11 protein-coding genes are annotated in these 14,952 nt (G+C 69.0%); 4 read left to right on the top strand and 7 right to left on the bottom strand.

From position 1 onward, the window contains the following. Positions 1-88: 88 nt before the first annotated feature. The 3 genes from ACX80I_RS07620 to ACX80I_RS07610 form a co-directional block, all read right to left on the bottom strand. A complete protein-coding gene (locus tag ACX80I_RS07620) occupies positions 89-1,390 on the bottom strand; it encodes an alpha/beta hydrolase (RefSeq protein WP_459344517.1) in 1,302 nt (433 codons plus the stop codon). After that, complete coding sequence (locus ACX80I_RS07615) at positions 1,387-4,113, bottom strand: MprF family protein (protein ID WP_459344516.1); 2,727 nt, start codon at positions 4,111-4,113, stop codon at positions 1,387-1,389. Before ACX80I_RS07615 ends, ACX80I_RS07620 begins: the two co-directional genes overlap by 4 nt. Positions 4,114-4,278: 165 nt before the next feature. After that, positions 4,279-4,767 (bottom strand): hotdog fold thioesterase, encoded by a 489-nt coding sequence (locus ACX80I_RS07610; protein WP_459344515.1) that lies wholly within the window; start codon positions 4,765-4,767, stop codon positions 4,279-4,281. A 172-nt stretch (positions 4,768-4,939) separates the two neighbouring features. On the opposite strand from ACX80I_RS07610, the gene polA reads away from it, so the two are divergent. From polA to rpsA, 3 genes are all read left to right on the top strand, one after another. Continuing rightward, complete coding sequence (gene polA / locus ACX80I_RS07605; protein WP_459344745.1) at positions 4,940-7,588, top strand: DNA polymerase I; 2,649 nt, start codon at positions 4,940-4,942, stop codon at positions 7,586-7,588. 72 nt (positions 7,589-7,660) lie between these two features. Beyond that, complete coding sequence (locus ACX80I_RS07600) at positions 7,661-8,962, top strand: GNAT family N-acetyltransferase (protein WP_459344514.1); 1,302 nt, start codon at positions 7,661-7,663, stop codon at positions 8,960-8,962. A 294-nt stretch (positions 8,963-9,256) separates the two neighbouring features. After that, positions 9,257-10,729, top strand: a complete 1,473-nt coding sequence (gene rpsA / locus ACX80I_RS07595) for a 30S ribosomal protein S1 (RefSeq protein WP_104117334.1) — start codon at positions 9,257-9,259, stop codon at positions 10,727-10,729. 128 nt (positions 10,730-10,857) lie between these two features. On the opposite strand, the gene ACX80I_RS07590 is transcribed toward rpsA, so the two are convergent. The 3 genes from ACX80I_RS07590 to ACX80I_RS07580 are packed head-to-tail and all read right to left on the bottom strand — an operon-like array spanning position 10,858 to position 12,682. Beyond that, positions 10,858-11,997, bottom strand: coding sequence for a class I SAM-dependent methyltransferase (locus ACX80I_RS07590; protein ID WP_459344513.1), 1,140 nt, complete (start codon positions 11,995-11,997; stop codon positions 10,858-10,860). A 27-nt stretch (positions 11,998-12,024) separates the two neighbouring features. Then, complete coding sequence (locus ACX80I_RS07585; protein WP_459344512.1) at positions 12,025-12,426, bottom strand: hypothetical protein; 402 nt, start codon at positions 12,424-12,426, stop codon at positions 12,025-12,027. A gap of 10 nt (positions 12,427-12,436) precedes the next feature. Then, complete coding sequence (locus ACX80I_RS07580; RefSeq protein ID WP_459344511.1) at positions 12,437-12,682, bottom strand: hypothetical protein; 246 nt, start codon at positions 12,680-12,682, stop codon at positions 12,437-12,439. 202 nt (positions 12,683-12,884) lie between these two features. On the opposite strand from ACX80I_RS07580, the gene ACX80I_RS07575 reads away from it, so the two are divergent. Further along, on the top strand, positions 12,885-13,085 hold the full coding sequence (locus ACX80I_RS07575) for a DUF8129 domain-containing protein (protein ID WP_459344510.1): 201 nt from the start codon (positions 12,885-12,887) through the stop codon (positions 13,083-13,085). A 114-nt stretch (positions 13,086-13,199) separates the two neighbouring features. Here ACX80I_RS07575 and ACX80I_RS07570 read toward each other — a convergent pair whose 3' ends face one another. Beyond that, positions 13,200-14,867: a RecQ family ATP-dependent DNA helicase gene (locus tag ACX80I_RS07570; RefSeq protein WP_459344509.1), complete on the bottom strand. Its 1,668-nt coding sequence runs from the start codon at positions 14,865-14,867 to the stop codon at positions 13,200-13,202. Positions 14,868-14,952: the final 85 nt, after the last annotated feature.

The raw sequence follows: 14,952 nt of genomic DNA, 5'->3' as shown, positions 1-14,952 counted from the left end.
TCGCCGCCGACACTTCACGGTAGGCAGGCCGACGAGTGCGGGGCAACCGCCGGCGGCGGACGGAAGGGGCTTGCAATCGGTGCCCGGGTTACCCGGGCAGGACGCCGTAGCGCTGCATGAGCCAGTCCAGGTTGTCCTGCAGCCCCGCCCTCCACGCCTCCCAGGTGTGGCCGCCGGGTACGGTCTGCAGCCGTACGTCGACCTTCGCTTGCTTCATCGCTGCGGCGACCTTCTCGCCCTGGGGCCGGTAGAAGGCGTCATCGGCTCCCACGGTGATGACACCTGCCGTGCCGGCCAGGCTGCGGGCCGTGATCACATCGAGGGGATTCTGCGCGGCGAAGGCGGCGGCGTCGCCCGAGAAGTAGCGGGCGATCAGCGCGTCCTGGCCCGCCCCGATGGTCGGCTTGTCCTCCCCCGAGATGTCCAGGAACGTCGGGTAGGCATCAGGATGCCCCGTCGCGAGGGTCAGCGAGCAGGTGCCTCCGTAGGAGAACCCGCCGACGGCCCAGTCCGTCGCCGCGTCCGTGCCCGCCTTCAGCGTGTCCTTCACCCAGTTCGGAACGTCCGTCGAGAGGTAGGTGCCTGCCCGGCCGTAGTTGCTGTCCAGGCACAGGGACGGCGTCGGTCCGGTGCTCGCCGTCGCGTCGGGCAGCACGACGATCGGCGCGAGCCCCTTGTGGGCGGCGGCATAGGAATCCATGACCGCCGGCAGCTGCCCTCCCGTGATCCAGTCCTCCGGTCCTCCCGGGTCGCCGTGGATCAGCACCAGCACGGGCACGGAGGCCGGAGTGGCGGCCAGGTAGGCCGGCGGCAAATAGACGTACGCGGGCCCGGCTTCCACACCCGACACGGTGCCGGGGATCGTCGTCCGGTACACCTTCCCTGTGGCGGGCATGCCGGCCGGAGGGGTCCAGTCGGCGAGGGTACTCAGGGGGCCGGCCGCTGCGTCCGCGGGGGTCCGAACGCCCCCGAGTTCCGGGATGGCGCTCCCGCCGGTCACTGCCCCCAGCGTCGGATACGAGCCGTAGTACGCGTTGACGCCCGCCGCCACTGCGGCAAGGACCACGATCGGTGCGACGACGGCAAGGCATCGCTGCCACCAGCGCGGGGAGGCCCGGGCCTTCGCGACGGCGAGGACGACGCCCGCGATGCCCAGCCCGCCGAGCAGGTAGAACCACGCCGGCTGTGGCGCGCCCCAGCTGTTCAGGACCTTCTCACTGACGAACCACACGACCGATCCGCCGACAGCTCCGACGGCGAGCGCCGGAAGGACCGCCCGGACGAGGAACCGACGGCGTCCAGCCGCGAGCCACAGCAGGGCAAGGCTGCCCGCGACCGCGAACAGTGCCGGGGCCGGCCCGTCGATCAGGTCCCAGTCGAGGGGATTCATCGGGGTGCGGAAGTTGTAGAGCGTGTCGACGCGGGGGTCCCGTCGGGGGACGCAGCCGGCTCGGGCGGCACCGGGTTCGGGCCGGGGGTAGGGCGGGAAGTCCCGTCGGGGGACGCAGCCGCCCGGAATGCGCGGGCCGGTGGGGCCGCTGCCGGGAACGTGGTCCGTCGGGGTGCTGCCGTGAGGAGCCGCCAGACATCGACCGCGCTGACGTCGGGGGCGTAGGCCCTGCCGACGGCCTGTCCGATCGACGGCAGGGTGGCCGGATCCTCATAGCACAGGTACAGCGGCACGTACCGGGGCCCGAACTTCGACTTGAACGCGACGAGGGATCGGAACCCGTACACCGGTTCGAGCGTGCGCCCGACCAGGGCGAGGACGCGGTCGAGGGCGTCGTCGGACACGTCCGTACCGGTCCGAATGCCTGATCGGGCCAGGGGAGCGCCGGACAGGCTCAGTTGCGCATATCCCTCAGCCTGCAGGTCCAACGCCGCCTGCGCGATGAGCACCTCGATGCTGTGCTTGAAACCGGAGCCGCGGCGGCGCATGAAGTCGAGGGTCCATCCCGTCACCCGGCCGTCCTCGTGGATGGGCAGCCAGGATGCGACCGCGTGGACGGTGCGGTCGTCATCGAGGATGACCGAGCAGCGGACCGCCGGATCGCGCAGTTCGTCGATGCCGCCGAGCGTGAAGCCCATCTCCGGCAGGGCTTTGTCCGCCACCCACTCCTCCGAGATGCTGCGGATCTGGTCCAGGATCACGAGCGGTGTCCTTCCGCTGTCCACCCATTCGTTGTGCACGCCGATTCTCCGCGCCTGGTTGAGGGCGGTACGGATGTCCTGGAACTTCCTGCCCGTGAAGGCGAGGCTGCCGAGGTCGAGCACCGTCTCCTCGGCCACCTGAAGGCGTCGAAAGCCCACTACCTCGAGTGCCTCCGCGACCTCACCGGTCACCGAGTAGAAGCAGGGCGTCCAGCCCTGCGCATGGCAGTACCCGCAGAACCCCCGCAACGCACGGTCCCTGTCGGCGCGGGGGCCCACGGGCCCGGCGAGGCTGAGCGCCACACCGGATATCACCCTGTACGGCACGTAGGAGGTGCCGTCGAACCAGTAGGAGTTGCCCGGCCACAGGCCCATCCACGTCATGGACCCCCTGCCGTGCATCCTTGCGATCGCACGTGCGCGCTCGCGGTCGGCGTCGTCCGCCGTGCGCTGGACGGATCGGAACGAGCGCAGGAGCAGCACGGCGACCACGGCCCAGAAGGCGATGCCGATCCATTCGTAGAGGATGACGGCTGCGCTGTCCTCGGGCAGGAAGGCGGGGTAGATGCGCAGCGTGGCAGCGACGGGCAGGAGACGCTGGGGGAAGTCGGCGAGGAGGACGGGCAGTTTTGCCACGGGGCTGAACTGGTCGGCGACCGCGAGTCCGGCGCCGACGTAGAGTGCGTCAGCCAGGACCAGTGCGAGGACGACGCGGGCGCCGATCGTCCGGTATGTGCCGGGGGCTGCCCGCAGCGTGAAGAGCCTCCGGCCGACGACGAGGAGCAGAACGATTGCAACGGGCTGCAGGGCGGGCACCACCAGGTCCGCGATGATCCGCTCCGGCGGCGCGCCCTGAAGGAACGGTGCGAGTTCGCCGTCCGCCCCGTGGTGCAGGAAGGTCAGGAACATGTGGACGGACAGGAGTGCCAGCCCGGCCTGCACCAGGATCGTCCCCGTCCAGGCGAAGCGGCGGCCCCGCCGCAGGCCGTTCGCGAGGACGAGCAGGAGCACCGTCGGCAGGCACGACATCGTGATCCCGCCGAGGCCCGCACGGGCCTGCAGCTGCGCTTCGGCGCAGCGGTGCACGGCGCTTCCGGGCTCACAGGCCGCCCTCACGGCGTCGGGGGTCGCGCCCTCGACGGAGGTGAAGAGTACTCCGAGGACGGCGAAGGGCCCCGTCGCGTGGGGGGACAGGGCGGCCAGTGCAGGGCCGGCGGCAGCGGCGGCACACACCAATGCCACGAGGACGCGGGACTCCCGGATGGAGGGCGCGGCACGGCGGCGCGGCCGATGGCGGAGGAGGAACGGTCCCGCGGCGAGCCCGGCCAGGGCGGCGAGGAGCAGCGCGACGGACAGGAGTGCGCCGTCGTAGAGGACGAGGGTCAGGGGGAGGAGCACCCCGAGGATCCGAAGACGACGGCGCCAGAGGGGACCCATGCCGGCGGTCGCGGCCAGGGTCGCTCCGAGCACTCCGAATGCGGGCCCGCCCAGGGAGGTGCCGCCGAAGTCGTCGGCCCATCGCGGGAAGAGGGGCGCCACGGCAGCACCGAGGACGGTGGCCCCCGCAAGTGCTGCGAGATGGGTCGCCACGACGGCGGCAGCGAAGCGGCGGGATCCCAGCCTGCCCTCAGCCAGGACGCCGGGGCCGAGGAGGGCCGCCGTCGTCCCCAGATAGGCCAGCGGGCTTGGCGCCCAGGCCAGGGACAGGACGAGTGCGAGCGGGTTCTGCGCGACTGTGCCGGGGTCGAACAGCACCAGCGGTGCGAGTCCGGCCGGCGGACCATCCGGCAGCGACCCCGTCCCCAGCGCAAGGAGCCACAGGGCTGCGACGCCGGCCAACGCTCCGGGCGCCCGGCGCGCCAACGAGGCGGGGAACGACCGGAGGGCCGTTGCCCGGGTGGTCCGGGTGGCCTGCGTCCCGCGGACTGCCGCCGCTCCGCCGTCGTGCCGGTCCTGGCTCATGGTTCCCCTCGTGCGGACGCCGTTGCACCCGTGGGGTCGCGTCGGATCCCGCCGGGTGCGCGCCGTGGTGCAGCGCCGCCGTCAGTATCCGGGGAACCGCTGGACGCACGCTGGACGGGAAATGGGAACGGGCTGCAAGCGGAGGAGATGCACGGGGAGAACCCGTCAGTCGCGGGCGTCCCGGATCATGTTCGTGATGCGGGCGGTGGAGAGCCGCCGCCCCTGCTCGTCCGTCATGATCACCTCGTGGGTGGTCAGGGTCCGGCCGAGGTGGATCGCCGTCGCGGTGCCGGTGACGAGGCCCGAGGACGCGCTGCGGTGATGCGTCGCGCCCACCTCTATCCCGACCGCCTGCCGTCCCGGACCCGCATGGAGTCCTGCCGCGAAGGATCCGAGCGTCTCCGCCAGGACCACGTGCGCTCCGCCGTGCAGGATGCCGGCGACCTGCTGGTTGCCCTCGACGGGCATGGTCGCGACCATGCGCTCGGCGCTCATCTCGGAGAAGACGATGCCCATCTTGACGGTCAGCGCCCCCACCCCGTAGCGGCCCAGCCAACCGTGCATCTCAGCGGGGATTCCGGCGGCGGCGAGCTCGGCCAGCCGCTCCTCGGACGGTGCCTGGACGGCGTCGGGCTGGGTGCGGTTGTCTGTCATGGCAACTAGGCTGGCACCTGTGAGTGAAACAACCAAACCTGCTGCCACCCTGACCATGACCCCGCCCGCCGACAGTTCCCCGGAAGGGTCCGAGGCCCGGGCCGGCGCGCAGGAGCCGGCCCGGCGCAGCGACGGCTCACGCAACAGGCTCCTGGTCATCGACGGACACTCGATGGCGTTCCGTGCGTTCTATGCGCTTCCGCCCGAGAACTTCTCCACCGACACCGGCCAGCACACCAACGCGGTCTACGGGTTCACCGCGATGCTCATCAACCTCATCAAGGACCAGAAGCCGAGCCATGTGGCGGTCGCCTTCGACCTGGACACGCCCACCTTCCGCTCGGAGGAATACACGGAGTACAAGGGCGGGCGCTCCAAGACTCCCGAGGAGTTCCATGGCCAGGTCGACCTGATCATCAAGGTCATGGAGGCGATGCGCATCCCGACGATCTCCCTGGACGGCTACGAGGCCGACGACATCCTGGCCACGCTCGCCTACCAGGCGGCCGCAGCCGACTGGGACGTGCAGGTAGTCAGCGGAGACCGGGACGCCTTCCAGCTCGTCAATGACCGCGTGACCGTGCTCTATCCGAAGCAGGGCGTGACCAACATCCCGCAGATGGACGCGCAGGCCATCGAGGAGAAGTACTTCGTCCCGCCGCACCAGTACTCGGACCTCGCAGCGCTGGTGGGGGAGAGCGCCGACAACCTGCCGGGGGTACCCGGCGTCGGCCCGAAGACCGCGGCGAAGTGGATCAAGCAGTACGGGGGCCTCGAGGGGATCCTCGAGAACCTGGACAAGATCGGCGGCAAGGTCGGGGACTCTCTACGCGCCAACATCGACGACGTCAAGCGGAACCGGCGCCTGAACCGGCTGCTCACCGATCTGGACCTCCCCGTGGACCTCGACGCCATGGTCTCCCAGCACCCGGACCGCTCCGCCGTCGAGGACCTGTTCGACTCCCTGCAGTTCAACACGCTGCGCAAGCGGTTGTTCGACCTCTTCGGGGAGGAGGAGACCGAGGACGAGAATGATGAGCAGAATGCCCCCGCGCACGTGCTGCTCGACGACGCCGCCGGGCTGAGGAAGTGGTTCAACACCACGAACCAGGCGCAGGCCTCCGTGGCCCTGGCGACCGAGACGACAGCGGGGGCGACCGACGTCGTCGGGATCGCCGTCGTCACCAGCCTGCACGCGGCCTTCATACCGCTCGAGCAGCTCGACGCCGAGGCCGAGAAGGTGCTGGGGGAGTGGCTGTCCGACACGGACGCGCCGAAGATCGTCCACGACTTCAAGGCCGTCTTCAAGCTGCTGTCCGCCCGGGGCCTGATGCTGGCGGGGGAGGTCGACGATACCGCCCTCTCCGGCTACCTCATCCAGCCCGACCGGCGCAGCTACGATCTCGCCGACCTCGCCCAGTACCACCTGCGCCTGTCCATCACGGCGTCGGCCAACGACTCGTCGGGCCAGCAGGCTCTCGACCTCGGCGGCAACGATGTCGCATCGCCGGCCGTGGTCACCGCCTACGCCGCGCTGCGCCTCAGTGAGCACTTCGCCGGCCAGCTCGTCGAGCGCGGAGCCAACCAGCTGCTCGGTGGGCTGGAGCTCCCGCTCGCCGAAGTGCTCGCCCGCATGGAACTCACCGGCGTGGCCGTCGACGTCGACGGCCTCGACCGGCTCTTCGACGACTTCTCCAAGACCATCAGCGCTGCCGGCGCCGAGGCGTACCGGATCATCGGGAAGGAGATCAATCTCGGCTCGCCCAAGCAGCTGCAGACCGTCCTCTTCGACGAGCTCGAGCTCCCCAAGACCAAGAAGATCAAGACCGGCTATTCCACCGACGCCGATGCCCTGACCGACCTGATCGCCAAGACGGGCCACCCTTTCCTCGAGCAGCTTCTCGCCTACCGGGATGCCCTGAAGCTTCGCCAGACGGTCGAGGGACTCCGCAAGGCAGTGGACGACGACGGCCGCATCCACACCACGTACCTGCAAACCATCGCGGCGACCGGTCGGCTCTCCTCGACGAATCCGAACCTGCAGAACATCCCCGTCCGGTCCGACGAGGGCCGCCGGATCCGCGAGGTGTTCGTCGTCGGGCAGGGTAGGAACGGCGAGAAGTTCGAGAGCCTGATGACGGCCGACTACTCGCAGATCGAGATGCGCATCATGGCGCACCTGTCCGGCGACGAGGGACTCATCTCGGCGTTCCAGGAGGGCGAGGACCTCCACCGTTTCGTCGGCTCCCACATCTTCGGCGTCGCACCCGAAGAAGTCACCAGTGCCATGCGCTCCAAGGTCAAGGCGATGTCCTACGGCCTGGTCTACGGGCTGAGCTCGTTCGGACTCTCGAAGCAGCTCAACATCTCGGTGGACGAGGCGCGGACGCTGATGCGTGACTACTTCGAGCGCTTCGGCGCCGTACGCGACTACCTCCGCGGCATCGTGGAGCAGGCCCGCAAGGACGGCTTCACCTCCACCATCGAGGGGAGACGCCGTTACCTGCCGGACCTGTCCAGCGACAACCGGCAGCTCCGCGAGATGGCCGAACGTGCAGCCCTCAACGCTCCCATCCAGGGGTCGGCGGCGGACATCATCAAGAAGGCGATGCTCGGCGTCGACGACGCCCTGACGCGGCGCGGACTTGCCTCGCGGATGCTCCTTCAGGTGCACGACGAACTCGTCCTCGAAATCGCGGAGGGCGAGTCCGAGGAGGTCGAGGCACTGGTCCGCGAGCAGATGGGTGCCGCAGCCGAGCTCTCGGTGCCGCTCGATGTCTCGGTGGGTACAGGAGCCAGCTGGCACGACGCCGCTCACTAGGAAGCAGGGCCCGACTGCCCCGCGGACATGGCTCTGGTCCGCGGGGAAGGCTCCCGGCTAGGGTGGTGAGGTGTGAGCGACGACACGAAACCTGACCTGCACACCGAGATCTTCACCCCCGGCGCCGACGAGGCTGACACGGCGGACGGCCGCTTTGCCAAGTGGCTCAACGCCGAGGGGATCGGGTTCCATGACGGGACCTTCGACCCCGAGGACATCCCGCGGTTCCTGACTGCATACCGGGAGGACCAGCGGGTGCTGTGGGGCGTCCATGACCCGGCCCAGCCCGCCGAAGCGCTCGGTGCCGACCATCCGGTAGCCACCTACGGCACCATGGTGCACCCGCTGAACGTCGGTGCCGGCCAGATCGATGCCCACCAGATCACGGCCGTCACGGTGCGGTCCAGCCACCGGCGCAACGGCATCCTGCGCACCATGATGACGAGGGACCTGCGTGAGGCGAAGGAGCAGGGCCTTGCACTCGCCATCCTGACCGCATCGGAGGCCACCATCTACGGCCGGTTCGGCTTCGGCTGTGCCACCTTCACCCAGAGCGTCGAGGTCGACGTCCGGGAACGCTTCGAGGTGGTGGCGCCGAGGACGGGCACGACGACGCTCGTCGCGCGGGAGCACTCGGTGCGCCTCGCCGAACAGATCTTCGCGCGTTTCCACGATGCGACCTTCGGATCCGTCGCGCGCCAGTACGCCTACCCGCGCCGCGCGTCCGGCGAGTGGGGCAGGGAGCGGCCGGTCGAGGACCGGGCCGTCCGGATGGCGGTGCACTACGACGCTGCGGGAACGCCCACGGGGTACGTGTCCTACCGCTTCGCCGGCTGGGAGACGACGCCCTACACGATGAAGATCGTGGACCTCGTCGCGGCCACTCCCTCCGCGTACCTCGAGCTGTGGCGGTACCTGGGATCGCTCGACCTCGTGCAGCTCATCACCTGGGACGGAGCGCGGCGGGACGACCCGCTGCCCTGGGCGCTGCGGGACCGGCGCTGCTATGACTTGAAGGGAACCGAGGACGTCCTCTGGGTCCGCCTGCTCGACGTGCCGGCCGCGCTCGGGCGCCGGTCCTACCGTGGCAGCGGCACGATCGTCCTGGAGGTCGTGGACACGCTCGGGCTCGCAGGCGGCTCCTACGTCCTGACCGTCGTCGACGGCGTGGCGCAGGTGGAGCACGTCGAGGCTGCGGCGGCACCCGACGCCACCCTCACCATCAACGCGCTCGGTTCGCTGTACCTCGGGGGAGTGTCAGCCTCCGCCGTCGCAGCGGCCGGCGCCCTCGACGCCTCCGCCGACGACGCCGTCGAGCTCCTCGACACGCTGTTCGGCCGGTCCGAGGAGCCCTACTGCATCACGCATTTCTAGGACGCTCGACGGCGGCACGTAGGGGTTGTCCGTTCACCGAAGCCGCGCCGCGGGTGCTCGCTGCGCGGCTTTGACGGTGTTGGACCCCGAGGCTAGACTAGAAAGGCGCGTAGTGCGTTCTGGTAGATTCCGGTGCAAGCCGGCGGCCCCAGAGCGCGGTACCACTCCTGAATCTTCCGAGGTTCTTTCCATTTCGTCCACATCCGGACATAGGAACCCGCTCCCGGCCCAGCTGGAATCGCGGTGTCCGTCATGACCGGAGCAAGTAATCTTCCACAACGGAGCCCCAACTACATGACCATCACCACCACCGAGAAGCAAGGTGCCCCCGTAGTCGCGATCAACGACATCGGCACCGCTGAGGACTTCCTCGCAGCGATCGACGCCACCATCAAGTACTTCAACGACGGAGATCTCGTCGAGGGTACGGTCGTCAAGGTCGACCGCGACGAGGTCCTGCTCGACATCGGTTACAAGACCGAGGGTGTCATTCCTTCCCGCGAGCTTTCCATCAAGCACGACGTCGATCCCGGAGACGTCGTCTCCGTGGGCGATCAGGTCGAGGCTCTGGTTCTCACCAAGGAAGACAAAGAAGGCCGTCTGATCCTCTCCAAGAAGCGTGCTCAGTACGAGCGTGCCTGGGGCGACATCGAGAAGGTCAAGGAAGAAGACGGCGTCGTCACCGGTACCGTCATCGAGGTCGTCAAGGGTGGCCTCATCCTGGACATCGGTCTGCGCGGCTTCCTGCCCGCGTCCCTCGTCGAGATGCGTCGCGTCCGCGACCTGGCTCCGTACATCGGCCAGCAGATCGAAGCGAAGATCATCGAGCTCGACAAGAACCGCAACAACGTCGTCCTGTCGCGTCGTGCATGGCTCGAGCAGACCCAGTCCGAGGTCCGTTCCACGTTCCTCAACAAGCTCGAGAAGGGCCAGGTCCGTCCGGGCGTCGTCTCCTCGATCGTCAACTTCGGTGCGTTCGTGGACCTCGGCGGCGTCGACGGCCTCGTCCACGTCTCCGAGCTGTCCTGGAAGCACATCGACCACCCCTCCGAGGTCGTCGAGGTCGGTCAGGAAGTCACCGTCGAGGTCCTCGAGGTCGATCTGGACCGCGAGCGTGTCTCCCTGTCGCTGAAGGCCACGCAGGAAGATCCCTGGCAGACCTTCGCCCGTACGCACGCCCTCGGCCAGGTTGTTCCCGGCAAGGTCACGAAGCTCGTTCCCTTCGGCGCGTTCGTCCGCGTCGAGGACGGCATCGAAGGCCTCGTGCACATCTCGGAGCTCGCTGTCCGCCACGTCGAACTGGCCGAGCAGGTTGTCTCCGTGGGTGACGAGCTCTTCGTCAAGGTCATCGACATCGATCTCGAGCGCCGCCGCATCTCCCTCAGCCTCAAGCAGGCCAACGAGGGCGTCGACGCCGACAGCACCGAATTCGATCCCGCGCTCTACGGCATGGCCGCCGAGTACGACGAAGAGGGCAACTACAAGTACCCCGAGGGCTTCGACCCCGAGTCGAACGAATGGCTCGAGGGCTACGAGACGCAGCGCGCCGCCTGGGAGGCTCAGTACGCTGAGGCCCAGTCGCGCTGGGAGTCCCACAAGAAGCAGGTCGTTCAGCACGCGTCCGACGACGCCGCTGCAGCGAACGAGCCTGTCGAGTCGAACGCGACGAGCTACTCCTCGGAGCCCGTCGCCGCTGACACCGGATCCGGCACGCTTGCGTCGGACGAGGCACTCGCAGCACTGCGCGAGAAGCTGACCGGAGCGTAAGCTTCCCGTCCGGCTGACTGACGCCACAGAAGGCCCCCGTCCACCAGGACGGGGGCCTTCTGCCGTTAACCGCCCTTGCCGAACCGATATCGACTGGTCCGAGTCGCGGGGGACTCCGGGCGGGCCGCCTACCGGCGGGTCGAACGGGTGACCGTGAACCGGGGCGAACGGGCGAGCTGGACCGTGGGCCCGATCGTCCGCTCGAGGACGGGCCGGTAGCGCAGGTGGCTGTTCCAGACCGTCCACAGCTCACCGCCCGGCGCGAGGACCCGCGCGCAGGCGTCGAAGAGCCGATGGGCGATGCCGGCATGCACGGTGCTGCCGATGTGGAACGGCGGGTTGAGGACGATCGCGCCCGCCGATGCGTCGGGGAGCGCGGACAGCGCGTCGTCCCGGCTCACCCTGATCCGATCTGCCACCCCGTTGGCTGCCGCCGTCGCCGCGGTGGAAGCGGTCGCGGACGCCGACTGGTCGGTCGCGTGGACCCGGAGGTGCGGATGGGCCAGCGCGAGGTAGGCGGAGATGGCGCCGTTCCCGCATCCGAGATCGATCACCTCACCGCTCCCCGGGGACACCAGTCCGCGGAGGTGGGGGAGCAGCAGCTGGGTGCCGGGGTCGAGCGCGGCACCGCCGAACGTCGCGCCGTAGGCCCGGAGTTCGAGCGGCCGGCCGAGGCCGACGTCGTACCGTGCGCTCCGCGGGAACGCGGACGCGACGGCGGGGCGCACGCCCGCCGCGACGAGCACGCGTGACTTCTGGCGCGCCAGGCCGGCAGTCACATCGTCGAAGTACCGACCGAGCACGGCGTTCATGGAGAGCGACATGTGCTTGAGCCTGCCCCCTGCGAGGACCTGCACGTCGGGCTGCCCGTAGGCCGCGATGGTCCACGCTATCTCGTCGAGCTCGTCCAGCGACCGGGGCAGCCGCAGCAGTACGGTGGAGACGCCGTCCAGCAGGGTCGCATTCAGGGGACAGGATCGGTAGGAGCCGCCCATGCCCTGGTCGGCGGCATTCAGGGCGAGGGCCCGCTCATTGACGATGCCGTCCTGGAACGCCCGGATCCCGGTTCCGCGGGTCAGGTCTGCGGCCCCCAGCGTCAGGGCCCCGTAGGAGTCGTTGATGGTGGCGATGCCACCGGCGGGATCGCGACGGTCTGCTGCCATGTCGAGGAGCAGACGGTCGGCCGCATCCACGGCGACCAGTTCGGGCGCCTCCACGTCGGGCCGACGGCGCAGGTGGTCGAGGTTGAACGGGCTCACTTCCACCATCCTAGATGCACGGGTCACCCGCTCCGGTCAGGGGGCGGATGGACCGCCGCCGTTGGTGTCCGGCTCCAGTCCGCCCGGCGGGTTGTCGAAGAGCCAGTCGAGGGCCCGACCGTCCGAACCGCTCCCTCCCGCCGCGTGGGGGACCACGCTGCCGCGCTGTCCGGCCTCGCTCGCGGGATCCGTGCTGTACGGAGCGCGGGGTGGCGGCGGCAGCCTGTCGATCAGTTCATTTGCAGTATGGGCGAGGAGGTCCCGCTGCAGCGGAGGAAGGGTGAACGAGCCGTGGAGGTACGCTTCCACCTCGTACTCGCCGGCATCACCGCCCAGGCCGAAGTAGTGCAGCCACAGCTCACTGGCTTCGATCTGGGCATGGCGCAACGCCCGAAGGAGGCGTATTCGCTGATACTCGTGATCCGGCTGGTTCTCCACGGGCCACGCCTCAGTGCGAGCTACCGGCGGTGCCGCCGACCACGGACAGGGCCACCGTCCGTAGGTCCGCCCCGCTGCTCGCAGCCTCCGACACCATCCGCCGCATCGCGGTGACCCCGGCTCCGAGGGACCCGGGGATCGACTTCTTGACGGCTTCGGCGAGGTCTTCGACCGCCCGCCCGGCCTTCCCCTCCGTGAGCAGGAGGCCCTTGAGTCTGGCGAAGACGAAAGTCAGTTCTTCCTTCTGAGAAGTCACGGTCCCAGCCTCGGCAACAGGTTCGGTTTGAGTACAAAGTATCAGGATACCGACGGATTCCCGGGCCAAAGCTGTTCCACCATGCCTCCGGAAGATGTAGGAACAGCGATCCGGTCGCTTCCGCCACTGTCCGAACCACCCAGGAGTTCCTTGCCCGCCGGCATCTCCCGTGCCTAGGCTGGAATTACTAAGCACGCTTCCCATGAGCCCAGGAGTTGACGCGACCGGATCATCAGGCCAGAACGCGCTGCCCCTGCCAGACTACGACCACATCCCGCTCGGAACCCTGCCGACCCGCATCACGGGACTCGACGAGCGCGGTCTGCGGGCCCTGATCGACTACGAGGAGGCGCACGGGAATCGACTCCCCATCAAGCTCGTCCACGCCCGAGGTGACCAGTAGCGCGGGTGGTTCCCCGGTCAGCCCGGCGACCTCCGGACCGCCGATCAACCCGCCGTCGCAGGGCGACCCCACTAACCCCGCCCAGCCCCGATAGTCCCCCGTTGCCGTGCCGCCTCACCGTCCGGGCGACACGGCGGCCAGCAGGTCCTTCTCCAGCACGAGCTCGACCGACAGGGTCTTGTACCCGGCCGAGTCGAACAGGACGGTGATGATTCCCTCCTCATAGCCCATGACGGTCCCGCGACCCCACTCGGGGTGCTCGACCGTCGCGCCGACCTCGAACGGCACAACGTGCTCCCCGGCGGGGGTCGCCTCTGCCGGCTCCGGACCCGCAGCTGCTCTCTCCCGCGTGCAGTTGTCGCAGTTCCCGCAGGGCTCGGGCAGTTCCTCCCCGAAGTAGGACAGCAGGAACTGCCGGCGGCACCCTCTCGTCTCGGCGTAGCGGCGGGCCATCTCGACGCGTGACTGGTCGATCCGCTCCCGGTTCTCCGCCTGCTCCACCGCCCTGGCCGCCGCCTCGTCCGCGGGCAGCTTCCGGGCCCGGTAGCCCTTCACCCCGTCACCGATGCTCTCGGAGGCCGCGAGCAGGTTGAGGAGCCCGGTCAGTGTCCGCGGGGACAGGCCCGACAGCTCCTTCAGTTTCTTCATCTTCACCGGCTTGTCCTGAGCGGCGATGAGCATGAACAGGTTCCGGACCTGCGTCCGGTTGACGGACTTCGCAGCGAAGAACCGTCGTAGGGACAGGTCCTCCGGGCGGTAGTGCAGGACGGCCTGTGCGTCGAGCCCGTCACGACCGCCGCGCCCGATCTCCTGGTAGTAGCTGTCCAGGGAATCCGAGATGTCGGCATGGATGACGAAACGCACGTCGGGCTTGTCGATGCCCATGCCGAAGGCCGTCGTCGCGACGACGACGTCGATCGTGCCGTCGAGGAAGCCCTCGTGGACCGCCTCGCGCTCCTTCTTCCGGCGGCCGGCGTGATAGGCGTCGGCGCTCCTTCCGTGCTCCTGCAGTTCCGATGCCAGCGTGTTGGCCGCCTTCTTCGTCGCGACGTACACGAGCCCGGGCCCGGCGAGCGCCAGGACCTGGTCGCGGACCGCTCGCTGCTTCTCGTCCTCCTCGACATGCTGCACGACGTCGAGGGAGATGTTCGGGCGGTCGAAGCCCTCGGCCATGACCAGCGGGTCCTTCAGGTGGAGCCTCTCGACGATCTCCTTCTGCACGGGGCGGGAGGCTGTCGCCGTGAGGGCGATCACGGGCACGCGGAGCTCGCGCACGAGGTGGCCGAGCTGCAGGTAGTCCGGCCGGAAGTCGTGTCCCCACGAGGACACACAGTGCGCCTCGTCGACGACGACCAATGAGACATCGAGTGAGCGCAGGCGTGCGGTGACGTCGTCCCGGGCGATCTGCTCCGGGGCGAGGAAGAGGAACTTCGCCCGCGTCGATTCGTCGCCGTCCGCCGCGGCCTTCCAGGCGGCGTCGAGCTCGCTCTTCCTGATGCCCGAATTGATGACGTGCGCCCGGACATGACCGGCACGCTCGTTGATCGCGTCCGCCTGGTCGTGCTGCAGTGCGATCAGGGGGGAGATCACGACGGCGACGCCGGGAAGCGCCATCGCCGGCACCTGATAGATGGCCGACTTGCCGGATCCGGTCGGCATGACGCAGAGGACGCTGTGCCCTTCGAGCACGGCCTCCATGGCCCGCTCCTGGCCGGGTCGCAGGTCGTCCCAGCCGAAGGTGGACGCGGCGGTGTCCTGAAGGTCCTGAAGGGTGATGGTCACGGTACTCCTCGAAAGATAAGTCCCCTTAGCGTATTGAAGGGCTCCGACATACCCGTTCGCCCTCCGCGCAGGGGGCGGCGCTTGA

The sequence above is a fragment of the Arthrobacter rhamnosi genome, assembly GCF_054510855.1.
This window is presented reverse-complemented; position numbering and strand designations above follow the sequence as displayed.